Below are 19,800 nucleotides of genomic sequence, written 5' to 3'. Positions count from 1 at the left end.
CGGGTTTGCGCAACGGGCGCGCCCTCAGTCGAAGCCGCGCCCTTCTCCAGCCTCCTCGTACGTCACGCCGTCGCGGATGTGGTAGATGCGCTTGAAGGTCGGAATGATCTTTTCGTCGTGCGTGACGACGATGATGGCCGTCTCGAAGCGCTTGGCCATGTCGTTCAGAATGCGGATCACCGCCAGCGCACGCTTGGAGTCGAGTGGCGCGGTGGGCTCGTCCGCCAGGATCACCGGCGGACGGTTGACCAATCCACGGGCGATGGCCACGCGCTGCTGCTCACCGCCGGAGAGCTGTGATGGCATGGCGCGAGCCCGGTGTTGCACGTCCAGCGCGGCCAGCAGCTCCAGCGCACGTTCGCGGGCCTCGTCGTTGGGCACGCCGGCCAGCATGGGCAGAAGCGCCACGTTGTCGATCACTTCGAGAAATGGAATCAGGTACGGCGCCTGGAATACGAAGCCGATCTTGTCGCGCCGCAAGGCACGCAAGTCACGTCTTATCCAGCGATCCTCGAAGATGACGTCATCGCCCAGCATCATCCGCCCCGCCGTAGGATCGATCACGGCCCCCAGGCATTTGAGGAGCGTGCTCTTGCCCGAGCCGGAGGGGCCGATCAGCCCGACGACCTCGCCGGGGGCGACCGTCATGTTCACGCCCTTCAGCGCATCGACTGCGGTGTCGCCCTTGCCATAGCGCTTCGTGAGGCCCTCGATACGGATTCCCTTGTCGGCCATGTCATCCCCCGATCGCATCGGCCGGATCGACCTTGAGCGCCAGGCGGATAGCCACGACGCTCGCCAATGCGCATATGAGCAGGATGGCGAAGAAGCCGGCGATGGAGTCTCCCGGCATCAGCAGCACGTACTTGGGAAAGAGCGGTGCGGCATAGCTGGCCGTGATCTTGCCCACCACGAAACCGATCACGCCGAGCACCAACGCCTGTTGCATGATCATTGCGGCGATGACCCGGTTTCTCGTCCCTATGAGCTTGAGAACGGCGATTTCGCGGATCTTGTCCATGGTGAGCGTGTAGATGATGAAGGCGACGATGGCTGCGCTCACGACGGCCAGGATCACCAGGAACATGCCGATCTGCTTGGCCGAGGTTGCGATGAGCTTGCCGATCAGGATTTCTTCCATTTGCGTGCGGTCGTACACGGTGAGGCGCTTCCAGCGCTGGATCGGCTCCGCCACGTCCCGGGGCGCGAATCCCGGCTTGATGCGCACCAAGGCGGCGTTGACGTAGTGGTTGCCGGTTTGCGAGCCGATCACCGCGTCAAGGAGGCCGGGCGCCCCGGGTAGGCTGAAGGCGGGATCGGCTTCGGTCCGGCGGCGCTGCATCAGAATCGCGTCGTTGTCCTTGAGGAACTGCGTCTCCTGGGCGTCTTTGAGCGGGACGAACACCATCGGGTCGCCGTTCGACGAAACCATGCGGCGCGTCAGGCCGACCACGGTGTAGCGGTTGCGGCGGATCCTCAGCGCGTCCCCCAGCTTGAAGCCGGTCGCGATGTCCGCCACCGCCTCGTAGTGTCCACGCGTGATCTGGCGCCCTGCGACGAGATAGGGCGGCCAGCCCGGCGCGCCGCTATCACCCGCGGCGATACCGACCACCATCGCCCTCACGTCCTTATCGCCTTGTCCGACCTGCATGGTCTGATAGGTGACGTTGGCAACCGTCTCGACTCCGGGCATGACGCGAATTCCGCGCCACAGGTCGTCGGGAATGCTCGACGATTCTGCGTAGGGGCCGAGGGTGTTTTTCTGCACGACCCAAAGGTCGGCGCCGCTGTTGTCGAGCAGGGCCTTGCCGTCGTCGACCATGCCGCGATACACGCCTGCCATGGTCAGCGTCACACCAATCAGCAGTCCCAGGCCGATTCCCGTGAAGACGAATTTTCCCCATGCGTGCAGGATGTCGCGACCGGCCAGGCTGATCACCGCACCGCCCCCGGAATGCGATCGACCACGTGGATCCGGCTGTTTGCGGTGAGCGTCTTTTCGCTATAGGCGATGATCCGGTCGCCTTCTGCGAGTCCATTCTTCACCTGCGTGCGGCCATCGAGATCCGATTGCCCGAGGACCACCGGCGTGAATTCGGGCTTGCCGTCGGTGAGCTTCCATACCCCGCGTCTTCCGTCGATCGTGCGGATGGCCGCATTCGGAATAGCCGGTGCCGATGCCAATTGCGGGAGGCGGATCGTGACCTCGGCCAGTTCTCCGATCGGCGGCAAAGGCGAGGCTTGCGTATCGAACCGGATCTTCGCCAGCATCTCTTCCGTCACCGCGTCGGCAAGTGGCTCGACCCGCAGCACATGGCCCCGCAGGATTTGGCCCTGCCGCGAACGCAATACGATTCCGGCGGCCTGTCCGGTGGCCAAGCCCTGCGTGCCGTTCTGATCGAAGTGCGCATCGACCCATAGAGCTGCGGGATCGACGACCTCGATTACCGCCTGGCCCGCAACGACGGTGGTTCCGGGATCCGCAGCACGTGCGACGACCAGGCCTGCGGCGGGTGCCGTCAGCCGCAGGTTATTGCGTTGCGCACGAAGCGCCTCCAGATCGGCGCGCAAGCGGGCGACGTCCTCGCGCGCCCCGCCCAGTGCCGCTTCGGCTACAGCCAGTTCTTGCTGCCTGGTCGCGAAGGCTTCCTCGGTGGTACCCCGGACATCGAACAGCAGCGCATAGCGTTTCGCCTGCGCAAGGGCAAACGAATGCTTCGATTCGGCTTGCTGCAGAGCGGCTTCGGCGCTCCTGATGGCGGCCTGTTGCGCGCCGATGCGCTTGTCGAGATCCACCGGGTCCATCTCCCCCAGCACCTGGCCCGGGATGACGCGGTCGCCCACATCGACATCCAGGCGCTTGATGCGCCCCGCGAACGTCGGGCCGATCTTGTACGAGTAGCGCGCCTGCACCGTGCCGATACCAAACAACGCAGGCGAGATTGGCCTCGATTCGACCGTTGCCACGGTCACCGGGATCGGTGCGAGCGGCCCCGACCGCAACGCGACGTAGATGAACAACGCCAGAAGGGGCGCGATGACGGCGACAAGACCGAGCGTGCGACGCTGCAAGCGGATGGGCTTCATTGCGCTCCCCCGATGCCGCGTCGATAGATCAGGAACACTCCCGGAGCATCCTGCCGGAGGCGCTTTGCATCGCCTGCCAGCAGGGACTGCATCACGAGGCCCTGGATGCTGCCGACGAACTGTACGATGGCGGCGTCGACATCCAGGTCCGGATACAGCTCGCCTTGTGTCTTGCCGGCCTCGAGAAGGCGGCGCAGGCGCTCGCCATAGTGATGGACCAAGGTCTGCACCATCCGCTTGGGCAGCGAATCCCCGGGCCGCTGCAGTTCGCCGAACAACATCCTCGGCACGCCGGGATGTTCGGATACGAAGTCGATATGGGCCATGAAAATCGCTTCCAGGGCGGCAATCGGGGACTCCACGCCTCGCGCCGCCTTGTCCACCCGGGCCAGCAGGCGTTCCGTGACCCAGGACATCACCGCTTGCAGGATGGCGTCTTTCGTCGGGAAGTGCCGGAACAGCGCCCCCTGGGTCAGCCCCATGCGCTTCGCGATCGCGGTGGTCGTAATCTCACTCGGGTTCTGTTCGGCCGCGAGGTCCACGACCGCTTCTACAGTCGCCGCGCGCCGCTCGTCCGCGGGAAGGTGTTTGGGATGTTCAGCCATCGCTGGAGCCACAAAGTAAGTAATCTATTACTATCTTAGCCAAGTGGACGATCCGATGCAAGGGGTATCGCCCGGAGAAGCCAACGATAGGGAATGGAGGCAGCGCTCCAGGCGCTGCCCGGCTCGCAAATGCGCGCGGACGCGAGCGGTGGCGCCCGAGAAGCAGGAACCGACGCGAGATCTGCCAGTCCCGGACGGTCAAGTGAACGTGCGGCAGGTGTGGCGTCTTGCCGAAATCACCGCAAGGGAGGCCGCCGGGGCGCGCTGCACCGCGGGAGTCGAACCGTTCGCGGATGTAGTGTCCCGCCGCCGTGGTTTACTCGGCCGAAGCGGCCTCTTCGCACCCACCCCATCGGCCGGCTCTCCAAGGACGCCACGGTGCGCGAGCGGGCGAGCCACCAACGCAACCTCCACCACATCTTCCCGCCAGCCCTGCCCAGCAAGCCGGCCCCACCCGCAGCCACGATACCGGGATCGCCAATCAGGACTTCAGGCAGGGGAGATCAGAATCAAGCCGGACGGAGCGCGCGCAGGACGGCTGCGAACAAGCTCGCAAAATCGATCTGCCGCCAACACGCGCCTGCCCGGCGGCCTGCAGCGGGCCATCCAATTGGCGCCGCCCCGCGTCCCGCGCTCGGCAAGATCGGAAACCCGGCGATTTTCTCGCCAGGCAGGCTCGCTGCTAGGGCGTGATCAATTTTGGATTCGGGCCGTAATCGTTCGCGCCTTCCTTGCTGTCGAGGAGCATGAAGACAAGCAGCACGATTGCCCCGATGAGCGGGACAAGAAGGATGAAGAACCACCAGCCGCTGCGCCCGATGTCATGAAGCCGCCTCACCGTCATCGACAGGTTCGGGATCAGCGTCGCCAGCGAATACAGGCCGCCCAACAACCCCATCCCCGCCGTCTTGCTATACGACCCGGTGAGAAGATCCGCGACCAGGAGCGCGATGCCGATGCCAAGGTTGAACAGAAAGAACATCCAGTATTCCTTGCGTCGCGAGCGGCCGCTGAAGTCGAAATACTTCTGCCATGCCATCAAATACCAATCCATGGATTCCTCCCTCCTCTTCCCCGCGCTGTTGTTTTTGACCGTCCGCCGCGCAGGGTCCGGCCGACGGTCATCACGAATCACGCTCGGATTGTTCCACACGAAACGGTCTTGTTGGCTTGGTGATTCGCCTCGAGTGTGTTTCCTCTACTTTCCCGCTGCCGGAGCAATCGCGGCCGAAGCCATTCTAGGTTGATCCGCCGGGAATTTCACATACGAGCTTGCTTGCAGATGGGGCGCGCCATTTGCGACGACCAGCAAGAGGCGTGACGTCACCTGACCGCATCTCGCGTGGCCGTCATGGACAGGCACCTGGATGGCACTACTTCGTGCGCTCGGCGGTTGGCTGGTATGTTCCCACCGTTGTGCGAAACGGAACGTTGAGGCGGTTCCAGCCGTTGATCGCAATGATCGCAAACGTGAGGTCGACGCGTTCCTTTTCGCTCAAGTGACGGCACACCTCGGCGTAGACCTCATCGGAAACGTCAGCCTGAGAAATCAGCGTGACCGACTCGGTCCAGGCGAGCGCCGCCCGTTCGCGTTCGCTGTAGCACTGCGCCTCGCGCCAGGCCGACAGCAGATAGAGCCGTTGTTCGGTCTCGCCACGCGCGCGCGCATCCTTGGTATGCATATCGAGGCACCAGGCGCAATGGTTGAGCTGCGAAGCGCGCGTCTTGACGAGTTCAAGCAGGCTGTCTTCGAGTCCCGATCGCTGCACATACTGCTCAAGCTCGAGCATGGCCCTATAGCCAATGGGCGCGACCTTTTTGTAATCAAGGCGTTGTTTCATGATGATCCTTTCTGGTGTCGAAAGACGCATGCTGGATGCACGCGGTTGGCCAGTCCCGCTTGACGGGAATCTTAGACGCGGGGCACACCATCAGCGAAAAGCAATGCTGCGACATTCGATGGCCAACGCAACCAGATCGCCAACTACGCCGATACGCAGGAGGAGATCAGCATCAAGATCCGCAACAAGCCGCTGGTGCCCACTTCACCGGCATCCAGGCGCAACGCCACAGCGGGCCCATGAAGTGTGGCGCGATGGCCGATGCCGCCGCGCTCAAGGCCAAGCTCGCCGCCAACTGCATGCCGGAGGCCATCGCGGGTAGGGATGGTGGAGCAGCCTGACGCGCTTCTCAGGCGCCGGGAATCGACGGCGGTCAAAGTCCGCATTTGCCGCGAGTCGCCCTGGTGTGAGTACCTCCTAACCCCGATCGGGCCGTTTTATCGACTCCATCGCCCGCGGCTTTATTGCCGTGTTTGCGGCTTTGGCCGTTGAGAACCTGAGCCGTCGTGGGAACCCGACGCGCATTTAGCACTCAAACGCGGAGAGTGCTAACATGTACGCGAAAGGGGTCCTGCACGCATGAATCAATCGATGTCTCTACCCGTTCCTGCCGCCTACAGTCTGGACAGCTACATTCAGACCGTGAACCGTTATCCGATCCTCAGCCTGGAGGAGGAGCAGCGGCTGGCGCGCGCCTGGCACGACGAACAGGATGTCGACGCGGCACGCCAGCTGGTGCTGTCCCACCTGCGCGTCGTGGTTAGCGTGGCGCGCCACTACCTGGGCTATGGCTTGCCGCACGCCGACCTCATTCAGGAAGGCAATGTCGGCCTGATGAAGGCGGTGAAGCGCTTCGACCCCGATCGGGGCGTGCGCCTGGTGTCCTTCGCGCTGCACTGGGTCCGCGCGGAAATCCACGAATACGTCCTGAGAAACTGGCGTCTGGTGAAGGTCGCGACGACCAAGGCGCAGCGCAAGCTGTTCTTCAACCTGCGCAGCCTGAAGCAATCGCTCAATGCGCTGACGGTGCAGGAAGCCGACGCGGTGGCGAAGGAGCTCAACGTCAGCCGCAAGGATGTTCTGGAGATGGAGACGCGCCTGTCGGGGCACGACGTGTCACTCGATCCGCTGGTCGACGACAGCGAGGACAGTTACAGCCCGCTCGCCTACCTGGCCAGCCCGGACGAGAATCCGGCCCAGGTGCTCGAACGCGAGCAGACCGAACGCCTGCGCCACCTCGGCCTGGCCCACGCCCTGGAGAACCTCGACGACCGCAGCCGCCGCATCATCGAGGCCCGCTGGCTGACCGAGGGCGAGGCGGCTACGCTGCACGAGCTCGCCGCGGAATATGGCGTGTCCGCCGAGCGCATTCGCCAGATCGAAGCGCGCGCCCTGCAGAAGATGCGCGCGGCAATCCCGGCCTGAGCAAGACAGTCCGGCCGCGGTGGCCACGGGCAGCCCGTGGCCATTTTTGTTTGTCTTCCTTCCCGCCGGCACCCGAGGTGCCGACCTTCGCCCCTGGCACGGCCGGCGCCACGACCACGCGCTCCGCTGTGCGGCGCTCGCCGACAAGCTGACCCCATCCGGGGAGCCCTGAAAACAGGCACCCGCCGGGCGCCCCACCCGGCACCGGACGCCAGCGCCGGGTGGTGTCGACCTGCCTGGAGGCCGGATCGCCGGACGCGAGGGAAACGCAGACGCGACAACGCCCTGCAAACCTTCGCAGGGCGTTGTCGTGTGGGAGAGAACGGCTTGGGCGTTAGAAGAAGGAGCCGATCAGGACGGACAGGATGCTGATCCACGCCCAGATGATCAAGGCCAGCACCACGACCATCGGAAAACCCTGAAAAGTCAGTACCTGTTTCATTATGCGTACTCCATTAAAGTTGCGTGATTTTAAATTATTCGTCCTTGCCGCTCAAGCGACGCGTCGGCAAGCGGGGGTCGTCGTCGTCCGTCAGGATGCGCTCGGCCGGCCCCTCGAGGTCGTCGAATTGCCCGCTCTTGATCGACCAGAACACGCCCACGACGATCAGCAGCACGAAGATGCCGGACATCAGGAACAGAAATCCCATGATGCCGCTCATTGCGCCACCAACTCCCAGGTCTGCTGATAGCGCACCTTGCTCTCGCGCCTCAGGCGCAGTTCGGCCAGCCAACGGCCGCCCGCCGGGAGGCGAAGCTCGCCGCCGTAGACGCCGCCGTCGAGTTCCACCAGCGACAGCACGACTTCCGGCTCGGCCGCGCCGGGACGCGCGACGCGCAGCTCGGCCACGACACCGTCGACGGGAAGGCCCGTCGGATTGCGCACCCGCACGCGAACCGACCGCTGGACGCCTTTGCTGTCCAGGCCGTCGACGTCGACCTGCCAGCCCAGCTCGGCCTCGCGATGCGCCTTCGAAAGTTCCGACGAAATCGCGGTTGCCGCTTCCTGGCTGTGCGGAACCACGCCGGAAAAGCCGCTGTAGATCGGGCCTTCCCTGCCGCCGAGCCACCAGCGCGCGACCGGTTCGGGCAGGCCATTGTTTGCGATGTAGAGGAAACCCGCCATCAGGACGGCCAGCCCCGCGAAGAACGCCATCAGCAGCTTGGGTACCCAGTGCATGCGTGCACCGCGACGGCGGAACAGCGTCAGCGCGAGGAGCACCAGTGCCGCCGCGAAAAAGACCGAGATGTGGATCGCCACTACGTCGAGCCCAGGCCAGTGCCCGATCAACAGCAGGAAATACAGCACGAGCGGCACGCCGCCCGCGATCACCGCGCGCAGGACGGGCGGCAGGGCGCGGAAGAAACCGCCGGCGGCATACAGCACGATGACCGCTGCGAGGCCGCCAAACAGGGTGAGTTCGGTCGTCATGTGGGTCTTCCCGGGGAATCGAAGCGGACGGTCTCGCTGCGGGCCTCCGCAGGCTTCCCGCGCGGCGTGATGATCAATTCGAAGTGCTTCGTGCGCGCCGCCAATTCGGGCGACAGCCGGACGCTGGCCAGCACGGTGCCGCTGTGGCCAGGCTTCACCGTGATCTCCTGGAAACTGCCCAGGTCCAGCGCGCCGGCGGGCACACCGCGGGCGCTGATCACGTAGGTCTGTTCCTGCCCCGCCTTGTTGGTGATGTGGATCTGGTAGCGGTTGCGGATGTCGCCGTTCGACAGCACGACATACAGCGGCAGACGGATCTGGTTGACGGTGCGGTCGTAGCTGCCACGCGTGCTGACGCTGTAGACGAGGAAGCTCGTCATCAGGATCAGCGCGACGCCGTAGCCGATGGTTTTCAGGCGCTTCCACTCGACCCGGGGCTTGGCGGGAACGGCGGCGGCGAGGTTCTTTTCCGAATCGTAGCGGATCAGGCCGCGCGGATAGCCGAACGAATCCATGATCGTATTGCAGGCGTCGATGCACAGCCCGCACGAGATGCACTTGTACTGAAGCCCATCGCGGATATCGATGCCCGTCGGGCAGACCTGGACGCAGAGGCCGCAGTCGACGCAGTCGCCGAGCCCTTTCTCGTGGCGTTCGGCGAGCGCCCGCTGACCCGCGCGCGCGCTGGCGCGCCCGTGGGCCCCCTCGCCGCGGCGCGCATCATAGTGGACAGCGAGCGTGTCGGCTTCGTACATGACGCTCTGGAACCGGCCGTAGGGGCAGACATAGGTGCAGATCTGCTCGCGCATCAGCCCGGCGGCGGCGTAGGTCGAGACCGTGAGCACGCCGGCCGTGATGTAGGCTGCCGCCGCCGCCTGCCCGGTGACGAAATCGACGACGAGCTGCGGCGCGTAGGCGAAGTAGGCCGCGAATGTCATCCCGGTCCAGAAGGACGCGAGCAGCCAGGCGAAATGGGTGCCACCGACCTTGAGCACCTTCTCCCGGTCCCAGGGTTGGCGATAAAGACGGATGCGCGCCGGACGCTCGCCCTGGATCTTCTGCTCGATCCAGATGAAGAAGTCGGTCCACAGCGTCTGGAAGCAGAAATAACCGCAGAACGCGCGGCCCACGAGACCTGTCACGAAAAACAGCAGGATCGCCGCGATGAAGAGCAGGAGCGCGAGCCAGAGCACGTCCTGCGGATACACCGTCAAGCCGAAGATCAGGAAACGCCGGCCCGGCAGATCGAACAAGACGGCCTGCGACGGTGCGTCGGACCGCGCCCACGGAAGCCACGGCAGCAGGAAGAACATCGCATAGGCGAACACCAGCACCGAGGTCTTGAAGCGGCGGAACCGTCCCTTCACCGAACGCGTGAAAATGGGAATGCGCTTCTGATAAAGCGCAACTTGTTCTTCTAAACCTGTTTGCATGGCTCGACCGTTTGGAATGGCAGGAAGCAAAAGCCCCCGATATCGGGGGCTTTGCACAACTCGTTCGACCGTCTTATTGGCCGCCGCCCAATTCGTGAACGTAGACCGTCAGAACCTTGATTTGTTCGGCAGAGAGGCGACCGCCCCACGTCGGCATGACGCCTTTGTTCAGACCGTTGCTGATGACGGTGCGAATGGCGGCCACCTTGCCCTCCGCGGTGTCCGCGCCCGGTACGTCGGCCCACAGCCAGACCTTGTCGGTCAGGTTCGCCGAACCGATCACCTGGCGGCCCTTGGCGTCCGCGCCGTGGCAGTAGTAGCACGCGGCGGTGTCGCTATGGAACAGCGTGTTCCCCGCCGCCGCCTTCGCCGCGTCGTGGCCGATCCCGGAAAGGCTCGCGACATAGTTGGCCAGGTCGTCGATCTGCTCGGGCGAGAGCACCTCGCTGAACGTCGGCATGTAGCCGTGGCGACCGTTGGTGATGGTTTCGTTGATCTTCGCGTACGTGCCGCCGTAGAGCCAGTCATCGTCGGTCAGGTTGGGGAAGAAGCCGATCTTGCCCTGACCGCCCTGCTGGTGACAGGGGGCGCAGTTGTCGGAAAACAGCGCCTTGCCCGCGGACAGGATGAAGCCGTTCATGTCCGGGTCCTTGGCAATCTGCTCGTAGGACATGGACGCGACCTTGTCGAAATACGGCTTCTGCTCGGCATCCGCCTTGTTCAGCTTTTCCATCAGCAGGGCCCGCGTGTTCCAGCTGTGGGTCTTGGTCTCGCCGTCGCTGTTCACGTAGGTGATGCTCGACAGGCCGCCGATCCAGCCCTTGCCGAACGGCCAGGACGGATAGATGATCCAATAGATGATGGCGAATGCCACCGTCACGTAGAAGGTGTAAACCCACCAGACCGGCAGCGGATTGTTGTATTCCTGCAGGTCGCCGTCCCAGGCGTGGCCCGTCGTTTGCACAGTTTGAGATTGTAGTTTTTGCTCGCTCATTGCTTGTCCTTTGTGCCGTCCTGATCGTCAAGGAACGGTATGTCGCGATACGACTCCAGTTGGTCGCTGCGCTTCTTGCTACCGTAGGCGTAGATCACGATGCCGATGAAGGTGACGAAAAAAATGACCAGTCCCAGAGGCTTGGTGTGCTCGGGTTTCGAGAACCACATCAGGAAGTCCATCGCAAGCCTCCGGTCTGTCTGGATCAGCGGTCGTTGATGAACGCGTCGTCCTTGTATTTGCTGAAGTCGACCATGGTGCCGAGAACCTGCAGGTAGGCCACCAACGCGTCCATCTCAGAAATACCGGAGCGATCCCCATCGTAGTTGCCGAAGTTGGCCTGTTCGATGAGGCTCTGCTGCGCATTGGGGATGTGCAGCTCCTTGGCGACGGTTTCACCGAATTTCGCGACGTTGGCCTTGTACTCGGCGTCGGTCAGCGAATACGGCACGCCCACCTTGCGCAGCGCCTTCATGCGGTCCGTGATGTCAGAGATGTCCAGCGGCGTCGCCTTCAGCCACGGATAGTTGGGCATCACCGATTCCGGCACCATCGAACGCGGAGCGGTCAGGTGCTGCACGTGCCACTCGTTCGAGTACTTGCCGCCGACCCGGGCGAGGTCGGGGCCCGTGCGCTTGGAACCCCACTGGAAGGGATGGTCGTACTGAGATTCGGCAGCAAGGGAATAATGCCCGTAGCGCAGCTTCTCATCGCGGAAGGGACGGATCATCTGCGAATGACACAGGTAGCAGCCTTCGCGCTGATAGATGTCGCGCCCGCGCAGTTCGAGCGGCGTGTAGGGGCGCACGCCGTCGACCTTCTCGATGGTCTTGTCGATGAAGAACAGCGGCGCGATCTCCACCAGGCCGCCGACGCTGATCGCCAGCATCGTCAACACGGCCATCAGGCCGATGTTGGTCTCAATCCATTCGTGTTTGAAATTGAAATTCATGTTTGTCTACTTTCTTCCCGAATCACGCGTGAGCCAGCTTGCCGGCGAGCTTGGCTTCCAGCACGGCGCTTTCGCGCTTGCCCTGACGAATGGTCATGAACATGTTGAAAGCCATCAGCACCATGCCGGTCAGGAAGAACATGCCGCCGATCGCACGCATGGCGTAGAAGGGATGCATGGCCGCGACCGACTCGACGAACGAGTACTGCAGGTTGCCGAACTGGTCGAACGCACGCCACATCAGGCCCTGGGTGATGCCGGAAATCCACATCGCGACGATGTACAGGACGATGCCGATGGTCGCCAGCCAGAAGTGCCACTCGACCAGTTTGCGGCTGTACATCTTGGTGTCCCACAGCTTCGGCATCATGTGATACAGGGAACCGAAGGAGATCATCGCGACCCAGCCCAGGGCGCCCGAATGCACGTGGCCCACGGTCCAGTCGGTGTAATGCGACAGCGCGTTCACTTCCTTCAGCGACATCATCGGGCCTTCGAAGGTCGACATGCCGTAGAACGACAGGGCGACGATCATGAAGCGCATGATGGGGTCGGTACGGAGTTTGTCCCAGGCACCCGACAGGGTCATGATGCCGTTGATCATGCCGCCCCAGGAGGGCATCAGCAGCAGGATCGAGAACGCGGCGGCCAGCGACGAGGTCCAGTCGGGCAGCGCGGTCCAGTGCAGGTGATGCGCACCGACCCACATGTACATGAAGCCCAGCGCCCAGAAGTGGACGATCGACAGGCGATACGAGTAGATCGGACGACCGGCCTGCTTCGGCACGAAGTAGTACATCATGCCGAGGAAGGCGGCGGTCAGGAAGAAGCCCACCGCGTTGTGGCCGTACCACCACTGCGTCATCGCATCCTGCACGCCCGAGAACAGGCTGTAGGACTTCATCGAGAACAGGTTGATCGGCATCGCCAGGTTGTTGAAGGTGTGCAGCAGCGCGGTGGCCAGGATGAAGGCGAGATAGAACCAGTTGGCGACGTAGATGTGCGGCTGCTTGCGGCGCATGATGGTGCCGACGAACACGGTCAGGTAGGTCACCCACACGATCTCGATCAGGATGTCGATCGGCCACTCCATCTCCGCGTATTCGCGCGACTGGGTGTAGCCGAGGACGTAGCTGATATCGGCCAGCGCGATCGCCGCCATCCAGCCCCAGAACGTGAAGCTCGCCATGCCGTCGGAGACGAGCCGGGTCTGGCAGGTGCGCTGGACCACGTAGTACGAGGTGGCGAACAGCGCGGAACCGCCGAAGCCGAAGATCACCGAGGTGGTGTGAACGGGGCGGAAGCGTCCGAACGAAAAGTAGGGGCTGTCGAAATTCAGAAACGGCCAAGCCAGCTCGGAGGCGATATACACGCCCACGAACATGCCGATGACCGCCCATACGATCGACATGACGGCAAATTTCTTGACGACATCAAAGTTGTATTGCTCCGCACCGGAATATGTGGTTACCGCCATGGCCCGCTCCTGTTGTACCCGAAATAGCGCTTATTGCCGCGCCTCAAACAGCATATGCTTATATTAAAAAACTGCGGGATTATATGCTAGCCGCCGCGGGTCCCGCAAGCCGGCAAAAACGGCTCATGGCGCAGCCAACAGCGCCTTCAGGTCGTGGGCGATATCCGCGGCGCTGCTGCCATAGGGAATCAGCAGCCTTAGATTGCCTTTGGGATCATAGACATACGTTCCTGCACTGTGGTCGATCAGGTAGTCGTCCGCGCCCTTCACCGAAGTCTTTTGATAGACCACTTTGAATTCATTCGCCAACGCCGCCAAGGCTCCGGAATCCGTGTACATGCCCAGGAAGCTCGGGTCGAATGCCGGCACGAACTGCCTGAGAAGGGCGGGCGTGTCGCGCTCGGGATCGAGCGTGACGAAGAGGACCTGGACCTGCGCCGCCTGCGGTCCGAGCTGCTTGAGCGCGGCAGCGAAGTCCGCCAGCGTGGTGGGGCAGACGTCCGGGCAATGAGTGTAGCCGAAGAACAGGGCAACGACCTTGCCGCGAAAGTCGACCAGGCTGCGTACGTGGCCGTTGTGATCGGTCAGCCGAAAATCCCGCCCGAAGGTGGCGCCCGTGATATCGGTTGCCTTGAAGGACGGGGCATGCGAAGCCGGCTGGCAGCCGGCGAGGACGAACGCGGCGGCCGCGCAAAGCGCGGCGAGCCAGGTCTTCACGCCTTGACCTGCTCGAACAGCTGGCCGGGAATGTCGGCAAGGCGGTACTTGCCGGATTCGACGGCCTTGGCGAGCTTGTCCAGCGTGGTGTCCTGCAGGAGGTCGATGATCTTCTTCTTGACCGGGACCCAGCGGAAATGCAGCGGGCACGCGGTTTCGTCGCTGCACTTCTTGAGTCCCAGGAGGCAACTCTGGGTGAAGGCCGGGCCTTCTGTCAGCAGCAGGATCTGCATCAAGGTGATCTTGTCGCCGCCCTCGCGCAGGCAGAACCCGCCCAGGCGCCCGCGGAAGGAAAACAGCAGATTGCCCTTGGCGAGGCTCTGCAGGATCTTTGCAAGATAGGGCGCCGGGACGCCCAGTTTGGCCGCGATATCCTTGTTCAGCACCGGCGTGGCATCAGGCTGGGTCGCCATGTAGATCAGCGCCTGGACGGCATACTGACTGGTGCGGGAAAGGATCATCGGGTGCCCCAAGAAAACGAACTGGGCACAATATAAAACAATCCTGTCCGAATATCTATATAAACCCGCAATTCCCCATTGGAATCATAGGGGTATTGGGATGTAGTGATCGACGAGCATGATCGCAAACAATGCGCTCAAATACCAGATGGAGTAGCGGAAAGTCTGCCGCGCGAGCGCGTCGCTGTACGCGCGATGCAGGCGCCAGGCGTACTGGATGAAGCGGGCGCCGAGGAGCGTCGCGCCGATCAGGTAGATCCAGCCGCCCATTCCGGTGCCGACCGGCAGCATGGACACCGCAAACAGCAGGAGCGTATAGAGGAGCAGGTGAAGCCGCGTATACGGCTCGCCGTGCGTGACGGGCAGCATCGGCAACCCCGCCTTGGCATATTCCTCGCGGCGGTACAGCGCCAGCGCCCAGAAATGCGGCGGGGTCCAGGCGAAGATAATGAGGAACAGGAGCAGCGCATCGTGGTGAATCTCCCCGGTTGCCGCCGCCCAGCCGAGCACGGGCGGCATCGCGCCGGATGCCCCGCCTATCACGATGTTCTGCGGCGTCGCCGGCTTCAGCAGCACCGTATAGATCACCGCGTAGCCGACGAAGGTCGCGAGCGTCAGCCACATCGTCAGGGGATTGACGAACTGGTTCAGCAGGAACAGGCCTGCGCCCCCCACCGCGCCGGAAAACATGAGCGTTTGCGTGCTCGTGAGTTCGCCGCGCGGCAAGGGGCGCGCGCGCGTGCGTGCCATCACCGCATCGATCTTCTGCTCGACCAGGCAATTGAACGCCGCGGCCGCACCCGCCACCAAGGCGATCCCCAGCGTTCCCGCCCACAAGGCTTGCCACTCCGGCCAGCCGGGCACGGCGAGAAACATGCCGATCACCGCGGTGAACACGATCAGGCTCACGACGCGCAGCTTGCACAAGGCCAGAAACTGCTGGCAGCGGCACGCCGCGCCCTGGATCATCAAGGATTCCATGTTCATCTCCTGCGTAACCGGAAATTCAGCCATACCATGCTGGACAGCAGCAGTGCCGCGCCGGCGTTGTGCGCCACCGCCACCGGCAGCGGCAGGCTGAAGACGACATTGCTGATGCCCAGCGAAACCTGCAGTGTCAGCAGCGCGCCGACGACCCCACCCATCGTCGCCTGCCCGGGCGTGCGCAGGAGACGCACAACCAGCCAGCCAAGGTACAGCGTCACGAGCAATGCCATGACCCGATGCGTCCAGTGGATGGCCGTGAGCGCGGTGAGGGGAAGCAAGGCGCCCGTCGCGGTTTCGCCGAGCTTGCGATGCAGCGTGAAGCCCTGCTCGAAGTCCATTGGCGGCAGCCATGCCCCATGGCAGGTCGGAAAATCCGGACAGGCCAGGGCCGCATAATTCGTGCTGACCCAGCCGCCCAGGGCGATCTGGACGGCTACCAGAAGCAGTCCCAGAAAGGCCGCCCCCCGCAACGCCTCCCCGCGGCGCGCCCCCAGCACGGGCCGGCGGCGTTCGCGCAGCCACAACCACGTGAGCAGCGACAAGGTGGTCATGCCGCCCAGCAGGTGGGAACTGACGATCACGGGCTTGAGCAGCTGGGTCACCGTCCACATGCCCAGCATCGCCTGGAACACGACGACGCCAAGCAGCAGCAGCGCGAGCGCCTTTCCGGCCCCGTCGCGACTCCGCCGCCAGGCAAGCAGTGCGATGACCAGGATCAGCAGGCCGAGCGTCCCCGCGAAATACCGGTGAACCATTTCCTTCCATGCCTTCGCATGCGACACCGGCCCGTCCGGTTGCCTGGCGAGCTGCGCATCGATGGCGGCGGCGGCACTGTGGGGCGTGATCTTGCCGTAGCAACCCGGCCAATCGGGGCAGCCCAGGCCGGCATCGGACAGGCGCACGTACGCCCCAAGCGTCACGACGCCGAAGGCCAGAAGCAAAGCGGCGAGGATGATTCTATGGTAGGTCGTCACCGCATTCGCTCAGCCAATCTGGGACGCCTTGAGAAGCAGGCGCAGGTCTTTCATCATGCCCTTCGCGTCGACGTGCGACGGGAATCGCATCATCAGGTTGCCAAGGGGGTCGATCAAATAGATATGCGCCGTGGCGCTGCCCTGCGGCGCCGGAAACTGCGCCGCGAAGGCCGGAGACGCCGGCCGCCAGACATGCAATCCGGGATGGGCCGCAAGCACGGCGGTGTCCGGCGGAGCCGTGTCGGTCAGCACCCAGAGGCGCTCGATGCGCGACTGCTCCTTGCCCTGAGCGATGCGCGTCTGCCGCATCAGGTACAGCTGCCATGCGCATGCGGCGTCGCAATGCCCCGGCCCCACACGCACCATGACCCACTTGCCGCGAAGTTCGCCGAGATCGAAGGCGTGGCCATCCGGCGTCTGCCCGGCTGTCTGCTGCAAAGGCGTGACGTTGAGCAGATCGCCGTAATTCGAGTGCGCCGACGGCCGCCATCCCGCGTAGGCCAGATAGGCTGCGACCACGGGCGCCACGAAGACGCCCACCACCAACAGGAACTTGCCGCGCGAAGTCAATCGCATGTCTGAAGCCACCCTCCGCTCATTGTCTCTACCCTCGTCAGCTGTCGTCGCCGGCATGCCGCCTGATGTTGAGTACCAGCCAGAGCACCGCAAGCGTCGCCGCCAGCCCGTACCACTGGATCGCATAGCCCTCGTGCATCGTGACGCCGGCATCGGGGCGCGGCCAGTCGCGCCGCAGGCCGTCTGCCAGCGCGCTGGTCTGCAGCAGCATCACCGGCTGCAGACGCAGGCGGGTCGAGGCGGCATAGCGCGCGAAGTCGAGGTTCTGCCACACGCGCCCCTGCGGTGCCGTCGGCGCCAGCTCGAGATAGCGGCTATGAGGGTCGACCGCGATGCCCTCCAGGTGCACGGTGCCTTCGGGCGTCGGCGGGAACGGAGGCTGCGCGCGGGATCGTCCCACGGCCACCCAGCCGCGATTGACCAGGATGGCCAGCGACCCGCCCTCGATCATCAGGGGCGTGAGGACGTGATAGCCGGCAACGCCTTGATAGATGCGGTTGTCCAGCAAAATCGTGTGCGCCGCATCGAATACGCCGCGCACTTCGAGCTTGCGGTAGAGCACGCTTTCCGGATCGAGCGGCTCGCCGCCGACATGAATCGGGGCCTCGCGCAACGCCACGTCATAGCGGTCCTGCAAGGCGCGCTTCGCCTCGGCCCGTCCCAGCTGCCAGTTGCCGAGTTCGAGCGTCAGGACGAAAAAGAACAAGGCTGCCAGCGTCGGCCACACGCCAGGCGAGAACTGCCACGACCCGACGCGCACCTTCAGCAAGTGCACGGGACCCTCGATCCGGATAGACTGGAATTTTTGCGAGCGTCCCGCCCCATGCGCATCATTGCCCTGCTCTTCATCGTGTTCATTTTGGCCAGCCTGGCCAGTGCCCTCTACTACCTTGTCAAGGACAAGGGAGGGTCGGATCGCACGGTCAAGATGCTCACCGTGCGCATCGCGCTCTCCCTCACCCTCTTCCTCCTGCTGATGGCGGGCTATTACTTCGGCATCATCCCGCAAAGCGGCTTGCGATAGCCCGTCTTGCCCCCGAAGCCCTTGCTAGGCGCGGCTTCCCGGTGCACGAGCGTCCTAGATCAGCCAGTAGACCAGGATGAACAGCAGCACCCACACGACGTCGACGAAGTGCCAGTACCACGACACCGCCTCAAATGCGAAATGGTGATCGGCCGTGAAATGCCCGGCCATCGAGCGCAGCAGCATCACGACGAGCATCGTCGTGCCGACCAGCACGTGAAATCCATGGAAGCCCGTGAGCATGAAGAACGTCGCGCCGTAGACGCCCGCGCCGAGGGTCAGGCCCATTTCGGTGTAGGCATGGTGATATTCGTAGGCCTGCAGGAACAGGAAGGTCACGCCCAGCGCCACCGTCATGGCGAGGCCGATGATCAGCTGCATGCGGTTGTTCTTCTTGAGGCCCCAGTGCGCCCACGTCACCGTGACGCCCGAGCTCAGCAGCAGCAGCGTGTTGATCGCCGGAATGCCCCACGCTTCCATCGGTGTGAACTTGAGGCCATCGGCGGTCAGACCCGGCCCGGCAGTGGGCCACGTCGCCTTGAAGTTGGGCCAGAGCTGCTGCATCGTATCGGACTCGCCGAGCCACGGCACCGACAACACCCGCGTGTAGAAGAGCGCGCCGAAGAAGGCCGCGAAGAACATCACCTCGGAAAAGATGAACCAGCTCATCGACCAGCGGAACGAGCTGTCGACCTGCTTGTTGTAGCGTCCCGCCTCGCTGTCCCGGATCACTTCGCCGAACCAGCCGAACATCATGAAAAAGAGGACCGCGACGCCGGCGACGAGCACCCAGCCGCCGTGGTTGACATCGTGCAGGGTCATGACGCCCCCGATCGCCATCGTCAGCAGGGCGACGGACCCCACGATCGGCCAGAGCGATGGTTGCGGCAGATAGTATTTGTCGGTTTGGGCCAGGCTCATCTCGTCTCCCCTCGTCTTCTATTGTCGGTTCACTTCACGAACTGCAGCACCAGGTACACCACCAGCAACACCGTCAGTACGAACGTCACGCCCCCGATCAGCCCCGCGATGATCACCTGTGCCGGCGTCAGGCTGCGCGCGTCGGCGTCGTAATCGCGCCGCTTGCGGACGCCGAAAAAGCTCCAGAACACCGCAAGTGCCGCCTTCACCCCCCCAGGCTCAGCCATGTGGCGCGCCCCCTCGCAACGCCGCCGCCTGTGCCTTCGGGTCCGCGTTGAAGAAGGTATAGGACAGCGTAACGGTGTGCAGGTCCCGGTCCATCGACGGATCCAGCACGAACAGCACGGGCATCCGGCGTCGCTCACCCGCCGCCAGCTTCTGCGGCGTAAAGCAGAAACACTCGATCTTCCTGAAGAACGCCCCGGCGCGTTGCGGCCCATAGCTGGGCACCGCCTGTCCGACGATCGGACGGTCGCTCGTATTGACGACGTCGTATTCGACCTGCACGAGCTGCCCCGGATGCACCCTGAGGCTGCGCTGCACGGGCGTGAAGCGCCAGGGCAAACCCTCATTCGTGTTGGCGTCGAATTCGAGATTCACCCAACGGCTCGTGTCGACCTGGGTGTTCTTCACCAGCGCCTGCTCATCGCCGGAATTGATTCCGGTCACTGCGCAGATCTTGTAGTAGAACGGCACCAGCGCAAACCCGAAGCCGAACATGCCCACCGCCACGACGACGAGCTTGAACAACATGGTGGACTTGACGCTGGCCATATGCCCTATTTCAGCCCGTGATAGAGGGTATACAGGAAAAGGCCGAGCGCGATCGCCGCCAGGATGCCTGCCGTGAGGTACTTGCCCTTTCCCCGGTCAGCCATGCCGTTCGCACCGCCA

Annotated in this window: 24 protein-coding genes; 2 read left to right on the top strand and 22 right to left on the bottom strand. The window is 63.6% G+C overall.

Annotation, left to right across the window (positions count from 1 at the left end; genetic code table 11):
- Nucleotides 1–24: 24 nt before the first annotated feature.
- The 6 genes from VA613_RS02065 to VA613_RS02040 form a co-directional block, all read right to left on the bottom strand.
- Nucleotides 25–735 carry an ABC transporter ATP-binding protein gene (locus VA613_RS02065; protein ID WP_324780211.1) on the bottom strand — a complete coding sequence of 237 codons (711 nt, stop codon included), beginning with the start codon at nucleotides 733–735 and terminating at the stop codon, nucleotides 25–27.
- 1 nt (nucleotide 736) lies between these two features.
- Nucleotides 737–1,939 carry an ABC transporter permease gene (locus VA613_RS02060; protein WP_324780210.1) on the bottom strand — a complete coding sequence of 401 codons (1,203 nt, stop codon included), beginning with the start codon at nucleotides 1,937–1,939 and terminating at the stop codon, nucleotides 737–739.
- Complete coding sequence (locus tag VA613_RS02055; RefSeq protein WP_324780209.1) at nucleotides 1,936–3,087, bottom strand: efflux RND transporter periplasmic adaptor subunit; 1,152 nt, start codon at nucleotides 3,085–3,087, stop codon at nucleotides 1,936–1,938. The genes VA613_RS02060 and VA613_RS02055 overlap by 4 nt, the downstream gene beginning before the upstream one ends.
- Nucleotides 3,084–3,692 (bottom strand): TetR/AcrR family transcriptional regulator, encoded by a 609-nt coding sequence (locus tag VA613_RS02050; protein WP_324780208.1) that lies wholly within the window; start codon nucleotides 3,690–3,692, stop codon nucleotides 3,084–3,086. The genes VA613_RS02055 and VA613_RS02050 overlap by 4 nt, the downstream gene beginning before the upstream one ends.
- 682 nt (nucleotides 3,693–4,374) lie before the next feature.
- A complete protein-coding gene (locus VA613_RS02045; protein WP_324780207.1) occupies nucleotides 4,375–4,746 on the bottom strand; it encodes a DUF805 domain-containing protein in 372 nt (123 codons plus the stop codon).
- A 319-nt stretch (nucleotides 4,747–5,065) separates the two neighbouring features.
- The gene (locus VA613_RS02040) at nucleotides 5,066–5,533 is read right to left on the bottom strand and encodes a carboxymuconolactone decarboxylase family protein (protein ID WP_324780206.1); all 468 of its coding nucleotides are present in this window, start codon (nucleotides 5,531–5,533) and stop codon (nucleotides 5,066–5,068) included.
- Between the two features lie 579 nt (nucleotides 5,534–6,112).
- Here VA613_RS02040 and rpoH point away from each other — a divergent pair.
- On the top strand, nucleotides 6,113–6,958 hold the full coding sequence (rpoH, locus tag VA613_RS02035; protein ID WP_324780205.1) for an RNA polymerase sigma factor RpoH: 846 nt from the start codon (nucleotides 6,113–6,115) through the stop codon (nucleotides 6,956–6,958).
- 476 nt (nucleotides 6,959–7,434) lie between these two features.
- On the opposite strand, the gene ccoS is transcribed toward rpoH, so the two are convergent.
- The 13 genes from ccoS to VA613_RS01970 all read right to left on the bottom strand — a co-directional run bounded on the left by ccoS (nucleotide 7,435) and on the right by VA613_RS01970 (nucleotide 17,736).
- Complete coding sequence (ccoS, locus tag VA613_RS02030; RefSeq protein ID WP_324780204.1) at nucleotides 7,435–7,608, bottom strand: cbb3-type cytochrome oxidase assembly protein CcoS; 174 nt, start codon at nucleotides 7,606–7,608, stop codon at nucleotides 7,435–7,437.
- An 8-nt stretch (nucleotides 7,609–7,616) separates the two neighbouring features.
- A complete protein-coding gene (locus VA613_RS02025) occupies nucleotides 7,617–8,390 on the bottom strand; it encodes a FixH family protein (protein ID WP_324780202.1) in 774 nt (257 codons plus the stop codon).
- A complete protein-coding gene (ccoG, locus tag VA613_RS02020; RefSeq protein ID WP_324780201.1) occupies nucleotides 8,387–9,823 on the bottom strand; it encodes a cytochrome c oxidase accessory protein CcoG in 1,437 nt (478 codons plus the stop codon). The genes VA613_RS02025 and ccoG overlap by 4 nt, the downstream gene beginning before the upstream one ends.
- Nucleotides 9,824–9,896: 73 nt before the next feature.
- A complete protein-coding gene (gene ccoP / locus VA613_RS02015) occupies nucleotides 9,897–10,817 on the bottom strand; it encodes a cytochrome-c oxidase, cbb3-type subunit III (RefSeq protein ID WP_324780200.1) in 921 nt (306 codons plus the stop codon).
- On the bottom strand, nucleotides 10,814–10,999 hold the full coding sequence (locus VA613_RS02010; protein WP_324780199.1) for a cbb3-type cytochrome oxidase subunit 3: 186 nt from the start codon (nucleotides 10,997–10,999) through the stop codon (nucleotides 10,814–10,816). The genes ccoP and VA613_RS02010 overlap by 4 nt, the downstream gene beginning before the upstream one ends.
- Before the next feature lie 23 nt (nucleotides 11,000–11,022).
- The gene (gene ccoO, locus VA613_RS02005) at nucleotides 11,023–11,769 is read right to left on the bottom strand and encodes a cytochrome-c oxidase, cbb3-type subunit II (protein WP_324780198.1); all 747 of its coding nucleotides are present in this window, start codon (nucleotides 11,767–11,769) and stop codon (nucleotides 11,023–11,025) included.
- Nucleotides 11,770–11,791: 22 nt separating this feature from the next.
- The gene (gene ccoN / locus VA613_RS02000; RefSeq protein ID WP_324780197.1) at nucleotides 11,792–13,246 is read right to left on the bottom strand and encodes a cytochrome-c oxidase, cbb3-type subunit I; all 1,455 of its coding nucleotides are present in this window, start codon (nucleotides 13,244–13,246) and stop codon (nucleotides 11,792–11,794) included.
- A 123-nt stretch (nucleotides 13,247–13,369) separates the two neighbouring features.
- Nucleotides 13,370–13,963: an SCO family protein gene (locus tag VA613_RS01995; RefSeq protein WP_324780196.1), complete on the bottom strand. Its 594-nt coding sequence runs from the start codon at nucleotides 13,961–13,963 to the stop codon at nucleotides 13,370–13,372.
- Nucleotides 13,960–14,424, bottom strand: a complete 465-nt coding sequence (locus VA613_RS01990) for an RrF2 family transcriptional regulator (protein WP_324780195.1) — start codon at nucleotides 14,422–14,424, stop codon at nucleotides 13,960–13,962. Before VA613_RS01990 ends, VA613_RS01995 begins: the two co-directional genes overlap by 4 nt.
- A gap of 84 nt (nucleotides 14,425–14,508) precedes the next feature.
- Nucleotides 14,509–15,405: a heme o synthase gene (cyoE, locus tag VA613_RS01985; RefSeq protein ID WP_324780194.1), complete on the bottom strand. Its 897-nt coding sequence runs from the start codon at nucleotides 15,403–15,405 to the stop codon at nucleotides 14,509–14,511.
- Between the two features lie 2 nt (nucleotides 15,406–15,407).
- On the bottom strand, nucleotides 15,408–16,385 hold the full coding sequence (locus VA613_RS01980; RefSeq protein WP_324780193.1) for a COX15/CtaA family protein: 978 nt from the start codon (nucleotides 16,383–16,385) through the stop codon (nucleotides 15,408–15,410).
- A 9-nt stretch (nucleotides 16,386–16,394) separates the two neighbouring features.
- On the bottom strand, nucleotides 16,395–16,961 hold the full coding sequence (locus VA613_RS01975; RefSeq protein ID WP_324780192.1) for an SCO family protein: 567 nt from the start codon (nucleotides 16,959–16,961) through the stop codon (nucleotides 16,395–16,397).
- Nucleotides 16,962–16,998: 37 nt separating this feature from the next.
- Nucleotides 16,999–17,736, bottom strand: a complete 738-nt coding sequence (locus VA613_RS01970) for an SURF1 family protein (RefSeq protein ID WP_324780191.1) — start codon at nucleotides 17,734–17,736, stop codon at nucleotides 16,999–17,001.
- Nucleotides 17,737–17,784: 48 nt separating this feature from the next.
- On the opposite strand from VA613_RS01970, the gene VA613_RS01965 reads away from it, so the two are divergent.
- On the top strand, nucleotides 17,785–17,985 hold the full coding sequence (locus VA613_RS01965) for a twin transmembrane helix small protein (protein WP_324780190.1): 201 nt from the start codon (nucleotides 17,785–17,787) through the stop codon (nucleotides 17,983–17,985).
- Between the two features lie 54 nt (nucleotides 17,986–18,039).
- Here the strand turns inward: VA613_RS01965 and VA613_RS01960 are convergent, their stop codons facing one another.
- Genes VA613_RS01960 through VA613_RS01950 form a run of 3 tightly spaced genes read right to left on the bottom strand, consistent with a single transcriptional unit; the run spans nucleotide 18,040 to nucleotide 19,680 of the window.
- The gene (locus VA613_RS01960; RefSeq protein ID WP_324780189.1) at nucleotides 18,040–18,906 is read right to left on the bottom strand and encodes a cytochrome c oxidase subunit 3; all 867 of its coding nucleotides are present in this window, start codon (nucleotides 18,904–18,906) and stop codon (nucleotides 18,040–18,042) included.
- Nucleotides 18,907–18,935: 29 nt separating this feature from the next.
- Entirely contained in the window at nucleotides 18,936–19,133 is a 198-nt protein-coding gene (locus VA613_RS01955) for a DUF2970 domain-containing protein (protein ID WP_324780188.1), read from the bottom strand.
- Nucleotides 19,126–19,680 (bottom strand): cytochrome c oxidase assembly protein, encoded by a 555-nt coding sequence (locus VA613_RS01950; protein ID WP_324780187.1) that lies wholly within the window; start codon nucleotides 19,678–19,680, stop codon nucleotides 19,126–19,128. Before VA613_RS01950 ends, VA613_RS01955 begins: the two co-directional genes overlap by 8 nt.
- Between the last annotated feature and the right edge of the window lie 120 nt (nucleotides 19,681–19,800).

This window comes from Thiobacillus sp. SCUT-2 (assembly GCF_035621355.1).
Lineage (GTDB): Bacteria > Pseudomonadota > Gammaproteobacteria > Burkholderiales > Thiobacillaceae > Thiobacillus > Thiobacillus sedimenti.
The sequence above is the reverse complement of the archived record's forward strand: the minus strand, read 5'-3'. Positions and strand labels throughout refer to the sequence as shown.

Coding starts and splice junctions, on each gene's coding strand:
- VA613_RS02065 (WP_324780211.1), bottom strand. CDS start 735: ATGGCCGACAAGGGAATCCGTATCGAGGGCCTCACGAAGCGCTATGGC.
- VA613_RS02055 (WP_324780209.1), bottom strand. CDS start 3,087: ATGAAGCCCATCCGCTTGCAGCGTCGCACGCTCGGTCTTGTCGCCGTC.
- VA613_RS02050 (WP_324780208.1), bottom strand. CDS start 3,692: ATGGCTGAACATCCCAAACACCTTCCCGCGGACGAGCGGCGCGCGGCG.
- VA613_RS02045 (WP_324780207.1), bottom strand. CDS start 4,746: ATGGATTGGTATTTGATGGCATGGCAGAAGTATTTCGACTTCAGCGGC.
- VA613_RS02040 (WP_324780206.1), bottom strand. CDS start 5,533: ATGAAACAACGCCTTGATTACAAAAAGGTCGCGCCCATTGGCTATAGG.
- rpoH (WP_324780205.1), top strand. CDS start 6,113: ATGAATCAATCGATGTCTCTACCCGTTCCTGCCGCCTACAGTCTGGAC.
- ccoS (WP_324780204.1), bottom strand. CDS start 7,608: ATGGGATTTCTGTTCCTGATGTCCGGCATCTTCGTGCTGCTGATCGTC.
- VA613_RS02025 (WP_324780202.1), bottom strand. CDS start 8,390: ATGACGACCGAACTCACCCTGTTTGGCGGCCTCGCAGCGGTCATCGTG.
- ccoG (WP_324780201.1), bottom strand. CDS start 9,823: ATGCAAACAGGTTTAGAAGAACAAGTTGCGCTTTATCAGAAGCGCATT.
- ccoP (WP_324780200.1), bottom strand. CDS start 10,817: ATGAGCGAGCAAAAACTACAATCTCAAACTGTGCAAACGACGGGCCAC.
- VA613_RS02010 (WP_324780199.1), bottom strand. CDS start 10,999: ATGGACTTCCTGATGTGGTTCTCGAAACCCGAGCACACCAAGCCTCTG.
- ccoO (WP_324780198.1), bottom strand. CDS start 11,769: ATGAATTTCAATTTCAAACACGAATGGATTGAGACCAACATCGGCCTG.
- ccoN (WP_324780197.1), bottom strand. CDS start 13,246: ATGGCGGTAACCACATATTCCGGTGCGGAGCAATACAACTTTGATGTC.
- VA613_RS01990 (WP_324780195.1), bottom strand. CDS start 14,424: ATGATCCTTTCCCGCACCAGTCAGTATGCCGTCCAGGCGCTGATCTAC.
- cyoE (WP_324780194.1), bottom strand. CDS start 15,405: ATGGAATCCTTGATGATCCAGGGCGCGGCGTGCCGCTGCCAGCAGTTT.
- VA613_RS01975 (WP_324780192.1), bottom strand. CDS start 16,961: ATGCGATTGACTTCGCGCGGCAAGTTCCTGTTGGTGGTGGGCGTCTTC.
- VA613_RS01965 (WP_324780190.1), top strand. CDS start 17,785: ATGCGCATCATTGCCCTGCTCTTCATCGTGTTCATTTTGGCCAGCCTG.
- VA613_RS01960 (WP_324780189.1), bottom strand. CDS start 18,906: ATGAGCCTGGCCCAAACCGACAAATACTATCTGCCGCAACCATCGCTC.
- VA613_RS01955 (WP_324780188.1), bottom strand. CDS start 19,133: ATGGCTGAGCCTGGGGGGGTGAAGGCGGCACTTGCGGTGTTCTGGAGC.
- VA613_RS01950 (WP_324780187.1), bottom strand. CDS start 19,680: ATGGCCAGCGTCAAGTCCACCATGTTGTTCAAGCTCGTCGTCGTGGCG.